Here is a 22,042-nt window from a genome sequence, read left to right as displayed (position 1 = left end):
CCAAGAAAGACATCCTCCGCCTCCTCAAACGAGCTCTCTGCCGCGAACTCTTCCCCCTCCTCTGCCGACCTTGACAAATAGAAGCTTCGAGATCCCCCGCCGTCAGTCCGTCGTCTCGCCCGCCGGCCCGGACGGGGCCGTGACGCCGACGCCGCTGACCGGCTCGCCCTCCCAGGAGACGAGCGACCACTCCGAGCCCGAGCCTTCGAGGACCACGATGCCGGTGTTGTCGAGCAGGTGGTCGGCGATGAAGTCCGCGTCGAGGTCGAGCGAGCGGAGCCCGGCCCAGCAGCGGATGGCGGCGCCGTGGCTGACCAGCGCGACGACGTCGTGGCCGGTCGCCTCCGCCTCCGCCACCACCGCGTCGTAGCGGGCGGCGAACTCGTCGCCCGTCTCGCCGCCGGCCAGCCGCAGCGAGGTCTCGCCACCCGCCCAGCGGAAGACCGTGCCCATGTACTCCTCGACCGCGGCCTCGTCGCCGCGCATCTCCAGTCCCGCGGCCGCGATCTCGCGGATGCCCGCGCGCTCGACCGGTTCGAGCCCGAGCGCGGCGGCCAGGGGCGCGGCCGTCTCGTGGGTGCGCTTCATCGTCGAGACGAAGAGCGCGCCGATCGGCTCGTCGGCGAGCGTCGTCGGCAGGGCCGCCGCCTGGCTGCGGCCGAGCTCGGTGAGCCCGGGTCCGGGGATGCGGGTGTCGAGGATGCCGTCGACGTTGGAGGGGGTCTGGCCGTGGCGGATCAGGAGGAGGCGCATCCGTCCACGCTACCGGCGGCCGCCGACACGGCTGCCGAGCGGGCGGCCGTCTCCGCCGTTGCCGCGATCGCCGCCGACTGCCACGATGAGCCCCGACGGACCGCCCGGGCCCGCGCGAAGGAGACTCCCATGGCTGACGGCTTCACGAAAGAGGAGCGCGCCGCGATGAAGCAGCGCGCCGCCGAGCTGCGCGAGGAGGCGAAGCGGCAGAAGAGCGCCGACAAGACCGCCGCGGAGAAGGCCGACGCGGAGGCGGCGATCGCCGCGATGACGGACGTCGAGCGTCCGATCGCGCAGATGCTGCACGAGGTCGTGGCCGCCGAGGCGCCCGAGCTGCTGCCGAAGACCTGGTACGGCTTCCCCGCCTACGCGCGCGCCGACGGCAAGGCGATCGTCTTCTTCCAGCCGGGCGCGAAGTTCGGCACCCGCTACTCGACCCTCGGCTTCCAGGACGGCGCGCAGCTCGACGATGGCACGATCTGGCCGACGGCCTACGCGCTCACCGCGGCCGACGACGCGACCCGTGCCACGGTCGCCGTGCTCGTGCGCCGCGCGGCCGGCGTCGCCTGACGGCTCATGCTGATCGAGTAGCCCGCGCAGCGGGCCGGGCATGCTGATCGAGTAGCCCGCGCAGCGGGCGTATCGAGATCCACCCTTCTGGAGACGCAGGGTCTCGATACGCCCCTTCGGGGCTACTCGACCAGCATGAAAGGCGGCGCTTCCAGCGAGAAGCCCGCCTCCTGCTGATCGAGTAGCCCGCGTCTCCTGCTGATCGAGTAGCCCGCGCAGCGGGCGTATCGAGATCCGCCGTTCTGCAGACGCGGGGTCTCGATACGCCGTCCCGCGCACGGCTACTTGACCAGCATGTTTCGACGCGCGACCGGCATGGTTCGGCCCCCGACCGGCATGGTTCGGCGCACGACCGGCACGGTCCTGTACGCGACCGGCACGCGGCGCCGCTCAGCGCAGCAGCACCGGCCCCGCGTCGACCGCGAGGCGGAACAGCGAGTACGGGTAGGTCCGCAGGTCCGTCCCGCCCTGGTAGTCGGCCTGCCGGTGCAGCTGGTTGGCGGTGACGTAGAGGTGCCCGTCGATCGCGAGCGACATCGTGTCGGGCCAGAGCAGGCGCTCGTCGTGCACGAGGGTCTCGATGGTGCCGTCGGTGCGGCGGCGCACGATCGCGTTGTTCTCGTAGCTCGTCGCGTAGAAGCGGCCCCGGTCGTCCGTCTCGAGTCCGTCCGCCCCGCCGCCCTTGTCGCCCTCGTCGACGACCGTCGCAGCGACGTCCTCGTCGGAGACGCCGCGGTCGACGAGCGCGTCGGTCGCCACGCTGTACCAGCGCCGCGAGGCGAGCGGGCAGTACCAGAGCCGCTCGCCGTCGGCCGAGATCGCGATGCCGTCCGCGCCCATCGTCACGGGCTCGGGGTCGCCGTCGGCCGGCCGCTTCATCAGCACCCGCCCCTCGGCCATCGGCACGAGCTCGGGCGGCGTCAGCGCCTTGGTGCTGGGGTGCTCGTGCAGGCGGCGCCAGGCAGTGCCGGACTCGAGGTCCACGACGATGATCCCGTTCGGCCCGGAGTCGGCGGAGTCGGTGATGTAGGCGATCCCGCGCCGCAGATCGAAGCGGATGTCGTTGAGGTAGGTCGTCGGCAGCGCGACGTCCGGCTCGAGGACGATCACCTTCTCGACCGTGTCCGTCGCCAGGTCGACGCAGACGAGCTTCGGCCCGCCGCGCTTCGTCGGCTGGAACAGCGGGCTGCCCGTGTCCAGGATCCACAGCCGGTCGGCCGGATCGACCACGATGCTCTGCACCGAGACCAGCGCCTCCGCGTCGTCGTCCCCGTCGGGCGAGTTCCACGCCTCGTCCGGGAACGGCACCGCGACGCCGTCCCGCAGCTCGACGACCGTCGCCGGCACCTCGTCGCCCCACTTCGGGAAGTTCACGAAGATCCGGCCCGTGTGCGACACGCTCACACCCGTCGGCATCGGCCCGTCGGTGAACTCGTGCACGAGCTCCAGCTCGCCCAGCGGCTCGTCGACCGGGCGCGGCCTGCCGTGCGAGTCGTCGTCGTCCTGTCCCCAGAAGCCCATCGGTCGTCCTCTCGTCGGTGCCCGCGGTGATGCGGAGCGGTGCTGATGGGGCGGGCCGTCGCGCCGGTCGTGCGCCGGTGCGCGTCCCGCCTGCCCCTCCATCGTCGGTCCGCCCTGCTCCGCTGGCGAGGTGCTGGCCATCCCGCTGTCGAGCGCCTACCCTCCAGCCCACCGCCGCTCCCCCGCCCACCGCCGGCAGGCGGAAACAACTCCGGCACGCGAGAGGCCCCCGGAACGACGAGCCCGAGGTCGTTCCACGAGCCGAAGCTCCGACGCGTCAGCTCCAGCACGCGGAACCGCCCCAGGCACGCGGATACCCCGCGATCCGACGAGCCCGACCCCGTTCCACGAGCCGAACCTCCGCCCGCCCCACCTCCGGCACGCGAAACCACCCCCGGCACGCCGGAACCCCGCGATCCCGCGAGCCCGACCCCATCCCGCGAGCCGAACCTCCGTCGCCCCGACCTCCGGCACGCGAAACAACCCCCGGCACGCCGGAACCCCGCGATCCGACGTGCCCGCCCCCGTTCCACGAGCCGGAGCCCCGCGCACCCCCGCGTCCCCCTGAGAGGGGTTCCGCCCCGCGGGAGACGTAAGGTGTGCTCACACGCGCCCGCGGACGGGCGGGCCCCGCATCGCAGCGGCACCCGCGTCCCTGCGACGAAGCGCCGCCCGATCACAGGAAGCCACGGTGCCCGATGCCGGAAGACAAGCCCGCGCCGCGGGCCCCGAGCATCTACGACGTCGCCCGGGCCGCCGGAGTGTCGCACCAGACCGTCTCCCGGGTGCTCAACGACCACCCGAGCCTGCGCGCCGAGACCAAGAAGCGCGTGCTCGGCGTGATGGCCGAGCTCGACTACCGCCCCAATCTCGCCGCCCGCGCCCTGGTCACCAGCCGCACCCGCACCATCGGGGTGCTCTCCTCGCAGAGCCTGCAGTTCGGCCCCGCGTCGAGCATCCAGGCCATCGAGGTCGCCGCCCGCGACGCCGGCTACCTCGTCGTCACGGCCAACGTCGACGGCACCGACGGCGACTCCATCCAGGCCGGGATCCGGCACCTGCTCAACCAGGCGGTCGAGGGTCTGGTGGTCATCGCCCCGCAGATCCGCGTCTTCGACATCCTCTCCGGCGTCGCGCTGCGGATCCCGAACGTCACCCTGCAGACCACCGACGCCGAGCGCGGCGACGCGCTCTACGTCGACCAGATGGCCGGCGCACGGATGGCGACCGCGCACCTGATCGAGCTCGGCCACACCGAGATCGTGCACCTCTCCGGTCCGCAGGACTGGATCGAGGCCGAGGCCAGGATGCGCGGCTACCTGGTGGAGCTCGGCGACCGGAACCTGCCGCTGCGCCCGCCGATCCTCGGCGACTGGAGCGCCGAGCGCGGCCACCACGTCGGCCTCGAGCTCAGCCGCCTCCTCGACGTCACCGCGGTCTTCGCCGCCAACGACCAGATGGCGCTCGGCGTGATGAGCGCGTTCCACGAGCGCGGGATCCGCGTCCCCGAGGACGTCAGCGTCATCGGCTTCGACGACATCCCCGAAGCCGCCTACTACTGGCCGCCGCTGACGAGCGTGCGGCAGGACTTCGCCGAGCTCGGCCGACGCTGCGTGGCCACGCTGCTGAGCCTGATCGAGGGCGAGCGTCCCGAGGCGTCTCCGCCGATCGACCCGCAGCTGATGGTCCGCGGCTCCACCGCCGTTCCCCGGTCGCTCGCGGCCGTCGTGCGCGCGGCGCACCGATGATCCGCGCCGTTATCGAGTCGAGACATCCGTGGTGGCACGATTGCCGCCAGCGGGTCTAGCATCACTCCATGTGATCGCTCACATGAGCGTCCCGCCGCCGCTGGCACCCCGCGGCAGCCCAGCACCCGCTGCATTCAATGACGAAGGAATCACAGTGACCACAATGAAGCGCGCTCTCATCGCCGGCCTCGCCGGCGGCGCGATGATCCTCTCCCTCGCGGCCTGCTCGAGCGGCTCCGGCGACTCGGGCTCCGGCTCGGGCGACGGCGGCCTCGTCGGCGTCGCGATGCCGACCAAGTCCTCCGAGCGCTGGATCGCCGACGGCAACAACGTCAAGTCGCAGCTCGAGGACGCCGGCTACCAGGTCGACCTGCAGTACGCCGAGGACGACATCCCCACCCAGGTCTCGCAGCTCGAGAACATGATCACCAAGGGCGCCAAGGCCCTGATCGTCGCCTCGATCGACGGCACCACCCTCACCAGCGTGCTGGAGGAGGCCAAGGCCAACGACATCCCCGTCATCGCCTACGACCGCCTCATCCGCGACTCGCCGAACGTCGACTACTACGCCACGTTCGACAACTACAAGGTCGGCGTGCAGCAGGCCACCTCGCTCCTCGCGGGCCTCGGCCTGACCGACCTCGAGGGCACCGCCGCGGCGAGCGCCCCGGCCGGCCCCTTCAACATCGAGCTCTTCGCCGGCAGCCCCGACGACAACAACGCCACGTTCTTCTTCAACGGCGCGATGGACACCCTCAAGCCGTTCATCGACGCGGGCACCCTCGTCGTGAAGTCGGGCGAGACCGAGTTCAACACCGTCGCCACGCTGCGCTGGGACCCCGAGGTCGCCCAGAGCCGCATGGAGGACATCATCACCAAGACGTACTCCGACGGCTCGAAGATCCAGGGCGTCCTCTCGCCCTACGACGGCCTCAGCCGCGGCATCATCTCCGCGCTGACGGACGCCGGCTACACCGTGGGCACCGACTTCCCGATCATCACCGGTCAGGACGCCGAGCTCGACTCGGTCAAGGCGATCATCTCGGGTGAGCAGTACGCGACCATCTACAAGGACACCCGCGAGCTCGCCAAGGAGGCCGTCTCCATGGCCCAGGCCGTCCTCGAGGGCACCGAGCCCGAGGTCAACGACACCGAGACCTACGACAACGGCGAGAAGGTCGTCCCGTCCTTCCTGCTCGAGCCGGTCATCGTCACCAAGGACCAGATCCAGTCCGTGCTGGTCGACGGCGGCTACTACACCGACGCCGAGGTCAACGGCTAAGCACCGCCTCCACTGACGTCAGCACGACCCCGGGAGGGCGCCCATCGGGCGCCCTCCCCCACTACGAAGGAAGGGAGGCACGCGTGACCACGAACATCCTCGAGATGCGCGGCATCACCAAGACGTTCCCGGGCGTGAAGGCGCTCCAGGACGTCACGCTGAACGCCGAGCGCGGCGAAGTCCACGCGATCTGCGGAGAGAACGGCGCCGGCAAGTCGACGCTGATGAAGGTGCTGTCGGGCGTGTACCCGCACGGCACGTACGAGGGCGACATCGTCTTCGAGGACGAGGTGATGCAGTTCGCCAGCATCCGCGACTCGGAGGCGAAGGGCATCGTCATCATCCACCAGGAGCTGGCCCTCAGCCCCTACCTCTCCATCGCGGAGAACATCTTCCTCGGCAACGAGGTCCGCGGCTTCGCCGGTCTGATCGACTGGAACAAGACCAACCAGGAGGCGGCCTCGCTGCTCGCCCGGGTCGGCCTGAAGGAGAACCCCACCACCAAGATCCAGGACATCGGAGTCGGCAAGCAGCAGCTCGTCGAGATCGCCAAGGCGCTCTCCAAGCGGGTCAAGCTGCTCATCCTCGACGAGCCCACCGCGGCGCTCAACGACGAGGACTCCGACCACCTGCTCGACCTGATCCTGCACCTCAAGGAGCAGGGCATCACCTCGCTGATCATCAGCCACAAGCTCAACGAGATCAAGAAGATCGCCGACACCGTCACGGTCATCCGGGACGGCAAGACGATCGAGACGATCGCGCACGACGACGTGACGGAAGACCGGATCATCAAGGACATGGTCGGCCGCGACCTCGACCACCGCTACCCGGACCACACGCCGCACATCGGCGAGGAGATCCTCCGCGTCGTCGACTGGACCGCGCACCACCCGCAGGACCCGACCCGCGTCATGGTCGACAAGGTGAACCTCACCGTGCACCGCGGCGAGATCGTCGGCATCGCGGGCCTGATGGGCGCCGGCCGCACCGAGTTCGCGATGAGCCTCTTCGGCCGCTCGTACGGCAGCCGCATCTCCGGCCAGGTCTTCAAGGCCGGCAAGGAGATCAGGATGCGCAACGTGTCGGAGGCGATCGCCCACGGCCTCGCCTACGCCACCGAGGACCGCAAGCACTACGGCCTCAACCTGATCGACGACATCAAGCGGAACATCTCGCTCGCGTCGCTGCCCAAGGTGTCCAGCGCCGGACTCGTCGACGACAACCGCGAGTTCGAGGTCGCCAACGAGTACCGCGGCAGCATGAACATCAAGTCGCCGACCGTGCTCGCCAAGACCGGGAAGCTCTCCGGTGGCAACCAGCAGAAGGTCGTCCTCTCGAAGTGGATCTACTCCGACCCGGACGTCCTGATCCTCGACGAGCCCACCCGCGGCATCGACGTGGGTGCGAAGTACGAGATCTACACCATCATCAACAAGCTCGCGGCGGAGGGTAAGGGGATCATCGTCATCTCCTCCGAGCTGCCCGAGCTGCTCGGCATCTGCGACCGCGTCTACGCGCTGTCGGAGGGCCGCATCACGGGCGAGCTGCCCATCGCCGAGGCCACGCCCGAGGCCGTCCTCACCCTCATGACCCAGGAGAAGCAACGATGACCGATCTGCAGAACACCCCGCCGACGGCGGCGGGAGCGCAGGTGAACCCCACCGAGAACGCGTTCACCAAGCGCCTCAGCCACGTGCTGGGCGACCTGGGCAAGAACGGCATCTTCATCGCCCTGATCGTGGTGGTGCTGCTGTTCCAGATCATGACCAACGGGATCCTCCTGCGTCCGCAGAACATCTCGAACCTGATCGTCCAGAACGGCTACATCCTCATCCTCGCCATCGGCATGGTGATGGTCATCGTGGCCGGGCACATCGACCTCTCGGTCGGCTCGATCGCCGCGTTCGTCGGCGCCATGTCCGGTGTCTTCGCCGTCAACATGGGCCTGCCGTGGTTCGTCTCGATCGTGCTCTCGCTGCTCATCGGAGCTCTGGTGGGCGCCTGGCAGGGCTTCTGGATCGCGTTCGTGGGGATACCCGCGTTCATCGTGACCCTGGCGGGCATGCTGATCTTCCGCGGCCTGGCGCTCGTCGTCCTCGGCAACGCGAACATCGGCTCCTTCCCGATCGAGTACCGCGCCCTGGGCAACGGCTTCCTCACCGACCTGTTCGGCGAGACCACCGGTCTCGACCCGCTGTCGCTCGGCGTCGGCGCGCTCGCGATCGTCGCGTTCACCGTCCAGTCGGTGCGCACCCGCCGCGGCCGCCAGAAGTACAACCAGGGCGTCGAGCCCGGCGCCTGGTTCGTCACCAAGCTCGTCCTCATCGCCGTCGTCGTCGCCGCGTTCGCCTTCGCGCTCTCGTCGTTCAAGGGCATCCCGGTGACCCTGATCGTCCTGGCCGTCCTCGTCCTCGTCTACGGCGTCGTGATGAACCGCTCGGTCTTCGGCCGCCACGTCTACGCCATCGGCGGCAACCTGCACGCCGCGGAGCTCTCGGGCATCAAGACGCGCAACGTCACCTTCTGGCTGTTCGTCAACATGGGCGTCCTCGCGGCGCTGGCCGGCCTCGTCTTCACCGCCCGCCTCAACCTGGCGGGCCCGAAGGCCGGCGACGGCTTCGAGCTCGAGGCCATCTCGGCCGCGTTCATCGGCGGCGCGGCCGTCCAGGGCGGCGTCGGCACCATCGGCGGCGCGATCCTCGGTGGTCTGATCATCGGCGTCCTGAACAACGGCATGTCGATCATGGGCATCGGCATCGAGTGGCAGCAGGCGGTCAAGGGCCTCGTGCTCCTGCTCGCGGTCGCCTTCGACGTCTACAACAAGCGCCGCTCCGGCGGACGCTAGCCGCTCCGGTCGTGGCCGACTGGTCGCGGTTCCTGCCGCTCAGCTCCGGAGCCTCGGTCGACGAGTCGGGGGTCAGCAACGACTGGCGCCCGCTCGTCGCGGATCGGCTCGACCGGCTCGCCGTCCTGGCCGCCTCCCCCTCCTTCGCGGAGGGCGGGGCGGCCAGTGCCGTCTCCACCCCTCTTCTCGGCGCGCTCGTCGTGCGGCTCTCCAGCAGCACGACGCAACGGCTCGCCTCCCGCCTCGGCGCTCGCGAGGCCGCCGATCCTCCCGCCCCGGCAGCGCTGCCGGCGGCGCTCACCGCCCTCGCCACCGCCCGCCGCGCCGGCCGCGGCCCCACCGGCGTCGCCGAGCTGGTCGAAGCGGTCAGGGTCGAGCTCGCCCTCGCCCCCGAGACCGTGCTCCCCGAGCGCGTGTCCGGCGCCGTCGCGCTCGACCGCTCCCTCCGCGCCCCGCTGGCCATCCGCGCCGCAGCCCGCGGCAGCTCCCTCGTGCCGACGGACGCCTCCTGGTCGCTCGGCTCCGGCCCCGCCGTCCGCGCCCCGGCCGGCGAGATCCTGCGCTTCCTGCTCGACCTCGGGCCGTTCCCCACCCAGGCCGACTGAGAGGCGCGTCTCGCGCCACAGGGAACGACGGACGCGATCCGGGTCGACGGTGGATGTGACAATGCTTCACATCCTCTGTTCACCCTTCACGCCAAGGAGCGCCATGACCCCGCGCCACAGTTCCCCCAGATCCACCTCCGGCCGCCGTCACACCGCACGAGCCCTCGACGTGACGGTCTCGGCAGCGCTGTCCCTCGTCCTCCTCGGCGGCGCCGCGACCGCCGCGCACGCCGACGGGGCGTCGCCGGGGACGGCGACAGTCACCGCGCACACTGCGACCCCGTCGCCCGCGCCCGTCCCGGTCCAGCACCCTGGCCTCGGCGCACGCCTCGTCGGCACCCTCGACAAGAAGGACGGCGAACCCGCCACCACCAGCACCACGATCACCTGGCACATCGAGGCCACCAACACCGGCGACGTCACCCTCAAGGACTTGAACGGCAGCCACACCGACCTCGCTCCCGGCGAGACCACCACCCACCTCTTCTGGCAGACCAAGCTCACCCAGGAAGAGATCGACGCCCACACCGCCACCTTCGCCGCTAACCTCTCCGCCACCACCCCCGACGGCACCCCCTACAACTCCCCCACCCTCCACGGCTCCCTCACCCTCCCCGTCGAGCACCCCGGCGTCAGCGCACGCCTCGTCGGCACCCTCGACAAGAAGGACGGCGAACCCGCCACCACCAGCACCACGATCACCTGGCACATCGAGGCCACCAACACCGGCGACGTCACCCTCAACAACCTCAACGGCACCGACACCGACCTCGCCCCCGGCCAGACCGCCACCAACGGCTACTGGCAGACCAAGCTCACCCAGGAAGAGATCGACGCCCACACCGCCACCTTCGCCGCTACCCTCTCCGCCACCACCCCCGACGGCACCCCGTACAACTCCCGAACCATCACCGGATCCCTCACCCTCCCGGTCCAGCACCCCGGCATCGACGGGCACTTCACCGGCGTCCTCGACACGAAGGACGGTGAGCCCGTCACTGCCGGCACCTGGATCACCTGGACCGCCGAGCTCGCCAACACCGGCGACATCGAGCTGAGCACCATCGACGGCATCGACGTCGACCTCGCCCCCGGTGAGACCACCGACCACTTCTCCTGGAGGAGCCAGGTCACCCAGGCCGACCTCGACGCCGGCAGCGTCGGCGTCAGCAGGACCTACGACGCCGTCACCGTCTCCGGCACCCGCTACACCTCCGGTGCCGTCACCGGCACGCTGGCCCTGCCCGCTCCCGCCGAGCGCCCCAGGCTCTCCGGCGAGTTCGAGGGGCACCTCGAACTCAAGAACGGCGAAGCCGTCAAGGTGGGCACCCGGATCACCTGGATCGCCTATCCCGTGAACAGCGGCGACGTCGAACTCCGCAACATCAACGACACGAGCATGGTCCTCACGCCCGGCCAGCCCGCTCCCTACTACCAGGTCCGAGCCCAGGTCACCCAGGCCGACCTCGACGCCGGGAGCATCACCTTCAGCCGCACCTTCTCCGGCACCACCCCCCTCGGCACCCGCTACTCCACCCCCTTCACCGGCACCCTCACCCTGCCGACGGGACCGGCAGCGGGCTGACCCGAGCCCTGGAGGCGAGGGCCGCTGACGACGAGACCGTTCGGCGGCAGCGGCCCCGCCTCGGCCGGGAGCACGCCTGCGTAGCATCGAGGCATGACGCGCTCACTGCCGAGAAGCTCCCCCTCCGCCCACGCCCTCGACGCCGGTGGCGTCCTCGATCTGCTCGACGCGATCGAGGCCGCTCCCGGCGTCGAGCTGCACGGCCTGATGGTCGTGCACGCCGGCGCCGTGATCGCCGAGGGCTGGTGGGCGCCGTACTCGGCCGAGCGGCTGCACCTGCTCTACTCGCTCAGCAAGAGCTTCACCGCCGCGGCGGTCGGCCTCGCGGTGGGCGAGGGCCTCGTCGATCTCGACGCGACCGTCCTCTCCTTCTTCCCGGAGCTGGAGGCCGAGATCACGGATCCGCGGTCACGGGCGATCCGCGTCCGCGACATCCTCGCGATGGCGAGCGGGCACTCCGCCGAGACCATCGACCGGGCCCGCGAGCTCGATCCCGTCGACATGGTCCGCGGCTTCCTGCTGCTGCCGCCGGAGCAGGATCCGGGCAGCGTCTTCGCCTACAACCAGCCCTGCACCTTCGCCGCCGCCGCGATCGTGCAGCGCGTGAGCGGCCTGCCGCTGACCGAGTACCTCCGCCCGCGGCTGCTCGACCCGCTCGGGATCGGCGAGGTCGCCTGGATCCGCGACGCCTCGGATCGCGAGATCGGCTTCAGCGGGCTGCACACCACGACGGAGGCGGCCGCCGCCCTCGGGCAGCTGTATCTGCAGGAGGGGCGCTGGGGTGACGTGGCGATCCTCTCGCCGGAGTGGGTCGCCGAGGCGTCGACCGCCCACGTCGCCACTCCCCCGGCCGACTCCCCCGACTGGGAGCAGGGCTACGGCTTCCAGTTCTGGCGCTCGCTGCACGGCTACCGGGCCGACGGCGCCTACGGCCAGTTCAGCCTGATCCTGCCCGAGCACGACCTCGTCGTAGCCATCACCGGGCAGAGCACCGACACCGGCGCGCTGCTCGCCGCGGTCTGGGAGCACCTGCTGCCGGCGGTCGGCCGCGGCTCGACGGCCGACGCCGACGCCCGGCTGCTCGAGCGCCTCGGCTCGCTCGGGCTCGCGCCGCTCCCCGCACTGCCCACGGCGCCGGAGCCCGGGCACTTCTCGCCCGCGGCCGGGTCGGCGATCCGCTCGCTGACCGCGCTGGAGATCGCGGGCGACACCACCGGCTGGACCCTCGCGCTGATCGAGGGAGAGGAGCGGCTGCTGCTGGCCCCCGGCTCCGGCGAGTGGACGGTCACGGACGCGTTCGCGGCGAGCGCCGGCTCCGGCGAGGGCGGGGCCCTCCTGGTCGACGTGCTCTTCCTCGAGACGCCGCACCGCCTGCACCTCGCGCTCGACCCCACCGCCGGCACCTTCGCGGCGCACTGGGAGACGGAGCCGCTGCACGACGGCCCGCTCGCGCTGCTGCGCGCCCCGCGCTCCCTGCTGGCCGAGTAGCCGCACAGGGGCGTATCGAGACCCACCGAGCCCAGCAGGCCGGGCCTGCAGACCCGACTCCGAACGGTGGTGGATCTCGATACGCCCGCTCCGCGGGCTACTCGATCAGCATGGACTGCCCACCGCGCGACCGGTGGGCCCCGAGACGCGCCCGCATGCTGGTCGAGCGGCCCCGCAGGGGCGTCTCGAGACCCACGCCCGCCAGCGGAGCAGCACGGACCCCTCGCTTAATGTTGACGTCGCCATGTACGGTCGAGAAGCGGTGTTTGCGTGAACATCGGTCCGGCGTGCAAAGGAGCACAGCATGAGTCCTCGACAGCGATCCGTGGCGGCGGGAGTGGCGGCCCTCCTCGCGGCCGTCCTCCTCGGAGCGGGAGCGTCCCCCGCGGCGGCCGCCCCCTCCGGCGTGGTCACCGACCCGAACGACGGAGTCCCGCGGACCAGTCCGCCGCCCGTCTACACCGACTACCCCGCGATCCAGGACCCGGGTCGCGCCGCCGCCGACTACTTCCAGCCCTCCTGGTACGACACCGACGGGCGCCACATCCAGGCGCACGGCGGCCAGATCGTCACCACGCAGGAGAACGGCCAGGAGGTGCAGTACTGGTACGGCGAGGACCGCACCAAGGGCTACTGGAGCAGCCCCGGCGTCGCCGTCTACCGCTCGACCGACGGCCACAACTGGGAGAACAAGGGAGTCGCGCTGCGCAGCGTCGCCACTCCCGACGACCTGAAGTCCCCCTACTTCGACGCCCTCTACGACACCGTCGACGACGCCGGCCAGCCGCGTGCCGACCGCATCGCCGAGCTCGACTACCACCTCGACACCACGCAGGCCTCGCCGAACACCGCGATCTTCGAGCGGCCCAAGGTGCTCTTCAACGAGAAGACCGGCAAGTGGGTCATGTGGTGGCACTCCGACGGCCGGATCACCCCCGGCGGCAGCACCTACGCCCGGTCGATGGCGGGAGTAGCGACCTCCGACAGCCCGACCGGCCCCTTCACGATGCAGGGCGTCTACCGGCTCTACAACCGGTCGAACTACCAGGCCTGCACCACCTCGGCGGTCCCCGGCCAGGCGCGCGACATGACCGTCTTCCAGGACGAGGACGGCACCGCGTACATCTCCTACTCCTCCGAGGAGAACTACTCCCTCTACATCGCGAAGCTCGACGCCGACTACACGAACGTCGAGCGCACGACCACGACGGACACCCTCGACGCCGACCAGTACTCGGCCGACGGCACCTACCCCTACGTCTTCGCCGACGGGAAGGCCGGAGCGCCGGTCCGCGGCACCGACTTCCAGATCGTGAAGGAGTGCGGCCACCTCGAGGCGCCCGCGATCTTCGCGAACGGCGGGAAGTACTACACGATCGCGTCCGGAGCGACCGGCTGGGCGCCCAACCCGCAGACCTACTACACGGCCGACTCGATCCTCGGCTCGTGGATCCGCGGAGTGGAGAAGGGCGACGTCAACGAGAACGTCGCCTACAACGCGATCCCCGAGGGCGGCGACGGACTCCTCTCCGTCGGCGACACCCGGAAGACCACCTTCGGCTCGCAATCGACCAACGTGCTGACGCTCGCGCCCGGGAAGTACGTCTACATGGGCGACCGCTGGGCCGACGGCGAGTCCAACTCGAACTACGTCTGGCTGCCGATGACCATCGGCGAGAACGGCCGCCTCGAGATGCGCAACCCCGCCGTCGAGGACCCGGCGCGCTGGGCCGCGGGCTGGAACGAGTCCTACTGGGACGACAAGGGCGTCGGAGCCGGCACCTGGTCGGTCGTCGACGACCGCCTCCCCGACGCGGTGCGCCGGAACGCCGACGTCGCCGCCGTCCTGCCCGCCACGGTCTCGGTGAAGACCGACACCGCCGCCCGCGACGTCGCGGTCGCCTGGGCGCCCACCGGCCCCGCGCTCCTCGGCACGCTGACGGTGACGGGCACGCTCGCCGCCGACTCCGAGTTCGCGCGCGGCCGCACCTTCACCCGCACGATCGAGGTCGCGGAGCCCGGGATCGCGAATCTCGCGCCCGGCGCCTCGCTGACGGTCTCGAGCCGCGCCGACCTCGCGCCGACGCTGATCGACGGGAACGTGAAGGCGAAGGGCTGGGACGACTGGACCGGCACCGGCTACCCCCGCGACAGCCGGCTCGCCTTCTCCTGGAGCAGCCCGCAGAACCTCGACTCGGTGACCGTGCACGCCTTCAAGGACGGCGCGACGGCGACCTGGCCCTCGCGCATCGAGGTCGAGTACCAGGTGAACGGTGCCTGGACCATGAGCAGCGTCGCCGCGACCCTCTCGCAGGCCGCGACCGACGCCGCGCCGACGGTCGCCCTCGACCTGTCCTCGCTGCCGGACACCACCGGCCTCCGCCTCCACCTGACGAGCGCCGCGAACACCTGGCAGTCGATCGCCGAGGTGCAGATCTGGGGCACCGCGCCGCCGGTGAACGTCTGCCGGGTGAAGGGCGCCGCCGTCTCGGCGTCGTTCAGCCAGACCAAGTGGGCGACCCTGCCCGCCGGCAACGCCTGCGACGGGAACGTCGCGACGGCGTGGTCGACCTGGACCGACCAGGCCTTCGCTGGCAGTGCGGACTTCACGCTGACGAACACGGAGGCGCACCGCGTCGCCGGGCTGTCGTTCACGAACACCGAGGGCACGCTCGCCTCGGTGAGCATCGCCTACCGCGGCACCGACGGCGTCTGGCGCCCGACGTCCGCGCAGAACGTCGCTCCGACGGCGAACGGCGCGCTGACGACGATCCCCTTCACCGCGGTCGACGCCACGGGGCTGAAGCTCAGCTTCTCGACGCCGAACTCGTATCTGAAGATCACCGAGATCGTGGTGCCCGAGGCGGCCGCTCCCGCTCTGAAGGTCCCGGCCGTCGTGTCCTCGCGCTGCATCGCCGGCAAGGCCGTGCTGTCGGTGACGGCGACCAACGGCGAGACCGTGCCGATCGGCGTCACCGTCTCGTCCTCGTACGGGCAGAAGGCCTTCGCGAGCGTCGCGGCCGGCGCGAACGCCACGCACAGCTGGACCACGCGCCAGGCGTCGATGCCGTCCGGCGAGGTCACCGTGACCGCGACGTCCGGCCCGTCCACCCTCGAGCAGAAGGTGAGCTACCCGGCCCGCACCTGCTGACCCGGCCCTCCATGCTGGTCAAGTAGCCGCGCAGCGGCACCCTTCATGCTGGTCGAGCAGCCGCGCAGCGGCCCCATCCATGCTGGTCGAGTAGCCGCGCAGCGGCCCCGTTCATGCTGGTCGAGTAGCCGCGCAGCGGCGTATCGAGACCCACCGTCCTCAGCAGGCAGGTCTGCAGACTCGTCCTTCTGACGCTGTGGATCCCGATACGCCCGCTGCGTGGGCTACTCGATCAGCATGGACCGCTGCCCTCGCCTGCCGAACCGCAGCCCCTCCTCTGCATGCTGGTCGAGTAGCCGCGGCACGCGGCGTATCGAGACCCACCCACCCACTGCACCCGGAAGCGGGGTCTCCCCCGCCCGCCCGCCACTGATAGGAATCTCAGGCCGGCGCATCGCCGCGTCCGGCAGAACGGGAACCTCAGTGATCCGCACCACCCGCGCCGTCCTCGCGACCGCGGTCCCCTCCACCGCCCTCGCGCTCAGCCTGGTCTTCGCCTCGGCGGCTGTCGCTCCGGAGGCGGTCACCGCGCCGGAGACCACCGCCACCGCCGCGCCCGTCCCCGTCCCCGTCGCCTCCGCGTCCGCCTCGCCGACGGCCCTGCCCTGGCCGTCCTCCGCCACGCGCAGCGGTCGCGGCTCGGACGCGACGACCGCCTGCTGCGCGGTCCCCCCGCCGACGAGCACCCCGGCCGCCGACGCCTCGCCCGCTGACGACTCCGCAGACGGCTCCCCCGCTGAGAACGACTCCCCCGACGGAGCCTCCCCCGCCGCGACTCCCGCGCCCGAGTCCCCGGAGCGCGTCCCCGAGCAGCAGGACGCCGGCGGCGTCGACGTGGGCGTCACCATCGACCCGCCGACCGCCCCCGGAGCCCTGTCGATGACCGTCGCCGACTCGTCCGCCACTCTCGTCGAATCCGGCTCCACCCCCCTGCGCCGCCAGTTCATCGGCGCCCTGCCCACCGTCACGGTCACCGACACCCGCGATTCCGCGCAGAGCCCGGCCACCTCCGGCTGGTACGTCCTCGGCTCCGCGAGCGACTTCACCGGCGCGAGCGGCCGCACGATCGGCGCCGAGCACCTCGGCTGGACCCCGGAGCTGAGGGGCACCGGTGACGCGGTCTCCGCGGGCCCCCACGTCGCAGGAACCCTCGACGGCGGCCCGGGCCTCAGCGACGCGGTGCTCCTCAGCGCCGCCGACGACTCCCCCGCGGCGTCCGGCTCGTGGTCCGCGACCGCCGCCCTCCTGCTCGGCACCGAGCCGACCGTCGCCGCCGGCGGCTACCGCTCGACGCTCACGCTCTCGCTCTTCGAGTGAGCCGACCCGACCCTCACTCCCCGAGCGTCGCCAGGATCTCGTCCGCCCGCACCGCGACGGCGTGCTCCCGCTCGGCGACCTCGGCGAGCGCCTCGCGGTGCTGCTCGATCAGCGCCGCCTGGTACCGCGCCTCCAGCCCGCTCAGCGTCTCGACCAGGGCCGTCTCCTCCTTGCACCCCACGTCGATCAGGGCCGCCCGGATCGCCGCCTCGCGGTCGACCGGCACCTCCGGCGTCCCCGGCGAGTGCTCGCCGGTGCGCAGCACGAGGCCGTGCTCGACCAGGCAGGCGCTCCAGCGCGCGCGGGTCGCCGCCCACTCCGGCCGCGCCTCGGCGGCGGACCTCGCCCGCTCCCGGATCCGCCGCGGCAGCTCCGTGATCGCGAGCGACTCCGCGTCCGCGCTGTCGCGGCCGAGCCCGGGCAGCTGCTCCGTCGACTCGAGGCAGCCGGCGAAGGCGGGCCCCCAGCCCGGATCCGCCCGGCTCGCGGCCAGGAGCGACTCGTCCAGCGCGTGCATCAAGGCCGTCCGCTCCCCGTCGAGCTCGTAGCCGGAGCGCGACGCCTGCTCCTGGGTCCACACCCCGTAGACGCTGTCGGCGAGCGGCGGACGGACCATCGGTCCGAGCCGGGCCGGCGGGTAGGACCGGTCGGCCTCCCGGAGGCACGCGTCGAGCAGCAGCGCGTTCGCCTGCGCCACCCGCCCCTGCGTGGCCGGGTCGAGGAAGTACGCGTCGATCGGGAGCACGATCACGGCGGTCGACCGGTCGAGGACGGCGCCGAGGTCTTCGGAGGCGCTGATGTCGACGTCGTCGCTCCGCACGGGGGCGGCAGGCTCCGACGCCGCGCAACCCGCGAGGACCAGTGCGATCAGGGCCGCCGCGACGGCCGCGACAGCGCGCGGACGCCTCGCCCGTCGAGCGCGGACGGGAGGGCGGACGGGCGCGCGGACGCGCCCAGCTCGACCGGGCATGCAGGACTCCCGAGGACTCGGTGGGAGGAGAGTCCTCGGAGAGTAGGGCGCGACGGCGGGACAACCGGTCGGCGGCGCCCGTCGTCGGGTGCCCCGGCGCGCGCCGCGTGCCGACGGGCACCGCCCGAGTGCGGCGCGACGCGCCCTCAGTCCTGCGCGACCGCGACCGTGACGACGAGCGCCGAGTGCACCACCGGCTCCGAGACGGCGAGGTAGCCCTCGGAGCCCTCGATCCACGCCTCCGTCGCCCCCTCGCGGGTGCGGAAGAGGACCGGATCGCCGCTCGACGCCCCGCGTCCGTCGGCCTTCCTCACGGCGCGGGTCCGCAGCTCCTGCAGCACCTGCTCCGCGCTCGCGCTCCCCGAGGCGATCCGCTCGCGCACCGCGCGGCTCCGGGCGGCGGCGATGCCGATCCCGCGACCGGTGGCCAGCGCGGCGACGACGGCGCCGTCGCAGTGGGCGATGCTGATCCGCATCCGCTCGAGCGCCGGGTGGTCGCCGCCGAGCACCGGGCGGCCGTGCGGCCCGCCGCACTGCTCGCAGCGCGCGTCGACGCGGACGTCGAGCGGATCGATCCCGAGCGTCTCGGCGGCGAGCTCGCGGACGAGCACCCGGCCGAGGAGGAAGCCGTCGCGCACCTCGCGGCGGCCGGTGGCCTCGTAGCGCAGGCGCTCGGCGAGGGTGAGCAGCCGGAGCATCCGGTGCCGGGCGGAGTCGAGCACCTCGGGGCGCGCCCAGCGCAGCTGGACGTCGTCGGTGGCGAGAAGGGGGAGACCGGTCATGCGCCGCACGGTACGCCGCGCAGGCGACATCGGCGTGACGGTCCGGTGGCCGGGCGGCGTCCGGGCGGACACAGCCCGGGACCATCCGCGTCGTCTTGGATGGGGCGGGTGCAGACCTTCCTCCCCGTCCCCGATCTCCGCGCGAGCGCCCGCGCCCTCGACAGCAAGCGGCTCGGGAAGCAGCGGATCGAGACGCTGCAGATCATGCGCGCGCTCACCGTTCCCGGCTACGGCTGGCAGCACCACCCCGCCGTGCGGATGTGGCGCGGCTACCGGCCGGCCGTGATGGCCTACCAGCGCGAGACCTGCGACGCCTGGACCGACCGCGGCTTCGCCGACACCTGCCTCGAGAAGACCGAGGCGGCGCTGGCGACGCAGCGCGCCGACCTGGCGCTGTACCGCGCCGGGACGATCGAGCTGCCGCCCTGGTTCGGCCGCGACGACGTGCACCTCTCGCACCGCTCGAAGCTGGTGGAGAAGGACCCGGAGCACTACGCGCCGCTCTTCCCGGACACCCTGCCGGGGCTCGACTACGTCTGGCCGGTCACCGGCTGACGGCCGCGATCGGAGCACCGATCCGGGCGTCCGCATGGGCTCCGGTGACGTCCCGGACCCTCGTCTCCCGTGCACAGGCCCTTTTCAGGCCCCGGACCGGCCCTTCGTCATTCCCGGGTCTCGGGTTAGTCTGTCGGGGTTGACCCGGCGCGTATGGGCGTCCGGGGCGTCGGCGGCGGCCGTCGCGATGATCGGGGGTGACCCGAAGGAGAAGGTTTGGCGTCCGACAGCAGGACAACCGGTGGCGTGATCAAGGCGGTCGTGGGCTTCCTCGGCATGAGTGTCGTGGCAGGAGTCCTCGTGACCGCCACCGTCACTCCTGCCGTGGCGATCGCCGGCGTCGCCGCGAACCAGTCCATCGGAGTGTTCGACGGTCTCCCCGAGTACCTCGAGGTCGACAAGCTCTCCGAGAAGAGCAACATCTACGCGACCCGCGCGGACGGCTCCCCGCAGCTGCTCGCCTCCTTCTACGTCGAGAACCGCATCGAGGTCCCGCTGGACCAGATCTCGCAGTTCGCCAAGGACGCCGCCGTCTCCGGCGAGGACCCCCGCTTCTACGAGCACGGCGGAGTCGACCTCCCCGGCACCCTGCGCGCCGTCGCGCAGACCTACGTCCTCGGCAACGACACCCAGGGCGGCTCCTCCATCACGCAGCAGTACGTGAAGAACGTGCTGGTCGAGAAGGCCGTCCGCAACATCACCGACGAGGCCGAGCGCGCCGCCGCCATCGACGCCGCGACGCGCACCTCCCCCGAGCGCAAGCTCCGCGAGATGAAGCTCGCGATCGGCCTCGAGAAGGAGTACTCGAAGGACCAGATCCTCCAGGGCTACCTCAACATCGCCTTCTTCGGCGGCACCACCTACGGCATCGAGACCGCCGCCAACTACTACTACAACACCACCGCTGCGAACCTCACCGTCGCCCAGGCCGCCAGCCTCATCGCGATCGTGAACAACCCGGCCGTGCTCCGCCTCGACCAGCCGGACAACCCCGACAACGGCGCCGCGAACGGCTACCTGCGCAACAAGGACCGCCGCGACTACATCATCGGCAAGATGCTGGAGGAGGGGAAGATCTCGCAGGAGGATCACGACGCCGCCATCGCGTCGCCGATCGAGCCGCAGATCACCGAGCCGAGCACCGGCTGCTCCACCGCCGGCGACGCGGGCTACTTCTGCGACTACGTCACGAACATCCTCAAGAACGACCCGGTGTTCGGCGACGACGAGGACACCCGCTGGACGAACTTCCGCCGCGGCGGCCTCGACGTCTACACGACGCTCGACGTCGACCTGCAGAACGCGGCCGTCGCCGCCGTCAACGCGCAGGTCCCGCAGACCTGGAACTTCGATGTCGGAGCGGTCTCCGTCAGCGTCGAGGTCGGCTCCGGCCGCGTCCTCGCGATGACGCAGAACAAGAAGTACTCGCAGGACCCGGACGTCCTCGCGGCCGACCCCTCCTACAGCGCCATCAACCTCAGCACCGACCGCGCCTACGGCGGCTCCTCGGGCATCCAGCCCGGCTCCACCTACAAGCTCTTCACCCTGGTGGAGTGGCTGAAGGAGGGGCACAGCATCAACGAGTCCGTGGACGGGACCCGGAAGGCGACGTGGGGGACGTTCGAGGACTCGTGTGAGCCGGGCGGCTCGACGACCAGCTCCGACACCGCCGCCCGGAACGACGAGGGCGGCAACGGCCAGGTCGGCACGCCCGTCAGCTTCACCAAGACGTCCCTGAACACCGGCTTCGTGGGGATGGCTCGCGAGCTCGACCTGTGTGCCATCCGCAACACGGCGAAGGACATGGGCGTGGTGCAGGGCAGCGACGGCGAGCTCGACAAGTTCCCGGCCACGGTCCTCGGCACCAACTACGTCTCGCCGCTGTCGATGGCCGGCGCCTACGCGACCATCGCCTCGGGCGGATCGACGTGCAACCCGATCGCGATCGACCGCATCACCGATGCCACTGGCGCCGAGCAGCCGGTCCCGTCGGCGGACTGCCGGCAGTCGATCGACCGCAATGTCGCCGCTACGGCTGCCGTCGCACTGCAGTCGACGTTCACTAACGGCGGCACCGCGGTCTCCTCCCGCACTCCCGACAGCATCCCGCTGATCGGCAAGACCGGAACCACCGACGACGCCGTCGCGACCTGGATGACCGGGGCGAGCACCCGCGTCGCGACCGCCGTGGGTGTCTTCAACATCAAGGGTGCCGCGAGCCTCCGTGCTCCGCGCTACTCCTTCGACTCCGGATCCGCGGCGACCGCTCGCCACCGAATCTGGCCGGTGGTCATGGCCGCCGCCAACGCTAAGTACGGCGGCACCACGTTCCCCGAGGCGGACGGCTCCCTGCAGGTCGTGCCGCGCGTCAACGTCCCCGACGTGACCGGCCTGTCGGTCGGCGATGCCCGGGCGAAGCTCGAGTCGGCCGGTTTCAGCGTGAGCGAGGGCGCCGCCGAGGCGAACTCCGCCGCGTCGGGCACCGTCGTCCGCCAGAGCCCCTCCGGCACCGCGACCCGCGGCACCATGGTGACGATCATCCCGAGCTCGGGCCCGGCGCCCGCCCCCGCCCCGACCGCGGAACCCGCCCCTCCGGCCGCCCCCGCCGCCGGTCAGCAGACGGTGCCGAACGTCGTCGGTCAGGACCTCGAGACCGCCAAGGCCGCGTTCGCCTCGGCCGGCTTCTCGAAGATCACCCTGTCCTGCACCGAGAACGGCAACGCCCCCGACGCCGGCCAGGTCACCGGCCAGGACCCCGCGGGCGGCACCGGCGTCTCCCCCGACGCCACCCTCCGCGTCGCCATCACCGCGAAGAAGTGCCCGTAGCCCCCACCTCCGGCACGTGAATCCGCCTCCGGCTCGCAGAA

General features: G+C 71.5%; 16 protein-coding genes. 12 read left to right on the top strand and 4 right to left on the bottom strand.

The features are described 5' to 3' along the window. Positions 1–102: 102 nt before the first annotated feature. Positions 103–753 carry a histidine phosphatase family protein gene (locus tag EDF43_RS15760; RefSeq protein ID WP_123737322.1) on the bottom strand — a complete coding sequence of 217 codons (651 nt, stop codon included), beginning with the start codon at positions 751–753 and terminating at the stop codon, positions 103–105. Between the two features lie 129 nt (positions 754–882). On the opposite strand from EDF43_RS15760, the gene EDF43_RS15755 reads away from it, so the two are divergent. Continuing rightward, positions 883–1,323: a hypothetical protein gene (locus EDF43_RS15755; RefSeq protein WP_132437623.1), complete on the top strand. Its 441-nt coding sequence runs from the start codon at positions 883–885 to the stop codon at positions 1,321–1,323. Positions 1,324–1,713: 390 nt separating this feature from the next. Here the strand turns inward: EDF43_RS15755 and EDF43_RS15750 are convergent, their stop codons facing one another. Then, entirely contained in the window at positions 1,714–2,844 is a 1,131-nt protein-coding gene (locus tag EDF43_RS15750) for an L-dopachrome tautomerase-related protein (RefSeq protein WP_132437622.1), read from the bottom strand. A gap of 698 nt (positions 2,845–3,542) precedes the next feature. Here EDF43_RS15750 and EDF43_RS15745 point away from each other — a divergent pair. From EDF43_RS15745 to EDF43_RS15705, 9 genes are all read left to right on the top strand, one after another. After that, a complete protein-coding gene (locus EDF43_RS15745; protein WP_123705241.1) occupies positions 3,543–4,592 on the top strand; it encodes a LacI family DNA-binding transcriptional regulator in 1,050 nt (349 codons plus the stop codon). A gap of 163 nt (positions 4,593–4,755) precedes the next feature. Next, positions 4,756–5,874, top strand: a complete 1,119-nt coding sequence (chvE, locus tag EDF43_RS15740) for a multiple monosaccharide ABC transporter substrate-binding protein (protein ID WP_132437646.1) — start codon at positions 4,756–4,758, stop codon at positions 5,872–5,874. Between the two features lie 83 nt (positions 5,875–5,957). Further along, positions 5,958–7,487, top strand: coding sequence for a multiple monosaccharide ABC transporter ATP-binding protein (gene mmsA / locus EDF43_RS15735; RefSeq protein ID WP_123447755.1), 1,530 nt, complete (start codon positions 5,958–5,960; stop codon positions 7,485–7,487). After that, on the top strand, positions 7,484–8,722 hold the full coding sequence (gene mmsB, locus EDF43_RS15730; RefSeq protein ID WP_123447756.1) for a multiple monosaccharide ABC transporter permease: 1,239 nt from the start codon (positions 7,484–7,486) through the stop codon (positions 8,720–8,722). The genes mmsA and mmsB overlap by 4 nt, the downstream gene beginning before the upstream one ends. A gap of 11 nt (positions 8,723–8,733) precedes the next feature. Continuing rightward, positions 8,734–9,327, top strand: coding sequence for a hypothetical protein (locus EDF43_RS15725; protein ID WP_132437621.1), 594 nt, complete (start codon positions 8,734–8,736; stop codon positions 9,325–9,327). Positions 9,328–9,496: 169 nt separating this feature from the next. Beyond that, positions 9,497–10,912, top strand: a complete 1,416-nt coding sequence (locus EDF43_RS15720) for a hypothetical protein (protein WP_165932479.1) — start codon at positions 9,497–9,499, stop codon at positions 10,910–10,912. A 93-nt stretch (positions 10,913–11,005) separates the two neighbouring features. After that, the gene (locus EDF43_RS15715) at positions 11,006–12,400 is read left to right on the top strand and encodes a serine hydrolase domain-containing protein (RefSeq protein ID WP_132437619.1); all 1,395 of its coding nucleotides are present in this window, start codon (positions 11,006–11,008) and stop codon (positions 12,398–12,400) included. A gap of 304 nt (positions 12,401–12,704) precedes the next feature. Then, positions 12,705–15,551 (top strand): glycoside hydrolase family 43 protein, encoded by a 2,847-nt coding sequence (locus tag EDF43_RS15710; protein ID WP_132437618.1) that lies wholly within the window; start codon positions 12,705–12,707, stop codon positions 15,549–15,551. A 423-nt stretch (positions 15,552–15,974) separates the two neighbouring features. Beyond that, on the top strand, positions 15,975–16,868 hold the full coding sequence (locus tag EDF43_RS15705) for a hypothetical protein (RefSeq protein WP_132437617.1): 894 nt from the start codon (positions 15,975–15,977) through the stop codon (positions 16,866–16,868). A 13-nt stretch (positions 16,869–16,881) separates the two neighbouring features. Here EDF43_RS15705 and EDF43_RS15700 read toward each other — a convergent pair whose 3' ends face one another. Together EDF43_RS15700 and EDF43_RS15695 are read right to left on the bottom strand one after the other, a co-directional pair. Continuing rightward, positions 16,882–17,688 (bottom strand): hypothetical protein, encoded by an 807-nt coding sequence (locus EDF43_RS15700; RefSeq protein WP_132437616.1) that lies wholly within the window; start codon positions 17,686–17,688, stop codon positions 16,882–16,884. A gap of 296 nt (positions 17,689–17,984) precedes the next feature. Next, on the bottom strand, positions 17,985–18,620 hold the full coding sequence (locus EDF43_RS15695) for a 4-phosphopantetheinyl transferase (protein WP_132437615.1): 636 nt from the start codon (positions 18,618–18,620) through the stop codon (positions 17,985–17,987). A gap of 108 nt (positions 18,621–18,728) precedes the next feature. Here EDF43_RS15695 and EDF43_RS15690 point away from each other — a divergent pair, with 108 nt between their 5' ends. Together EDF43_RS15690 and EDF43_RS15685 are read left to right on the top strand one after the other, a co-directional pair. Further along, complete coding sequence (locus tag EDF43_RS15690) at positions 18,729–19,175, top strand: MSMEG_6728 family protein (RefSeq protein WP_132437614.1); 447 nt, start codon at positions 18,729–18,731, stop codon at positions 19,173–19,175. A 216-nt stretch (positions 19,176–19,391) separates the two neighbouring features. Beyond that, positions 19,392–22,001 (top strand): transglycosylase domain-containing protein, encoded by a 2,610-nt coding sequence (locus tag EDF43_RS15685; protein WP_132437613.1) that lies wholly within the window; start codon positions 19,392–19,394, stop codon positions 21,999–22,001. Positions 22,002–22,042: the final 41 nt, after the last annotated feature.

It is taken from the genome of Rathayibacter sp. PhB179 (assembly GCF_004345345.1).
Taxonomy (GTDB): Bacteria; Actinomycetota; Actinomycetes; order Actinomycetales; family Microbacteriaceae; genus Rathayibacter; species Rathayibacter festucae.
The sequence above is the reverse complement of the archived record's forward strand: the minus strand, read 5'-3'. Positions and strand labels throughout refer to the sequence as shown.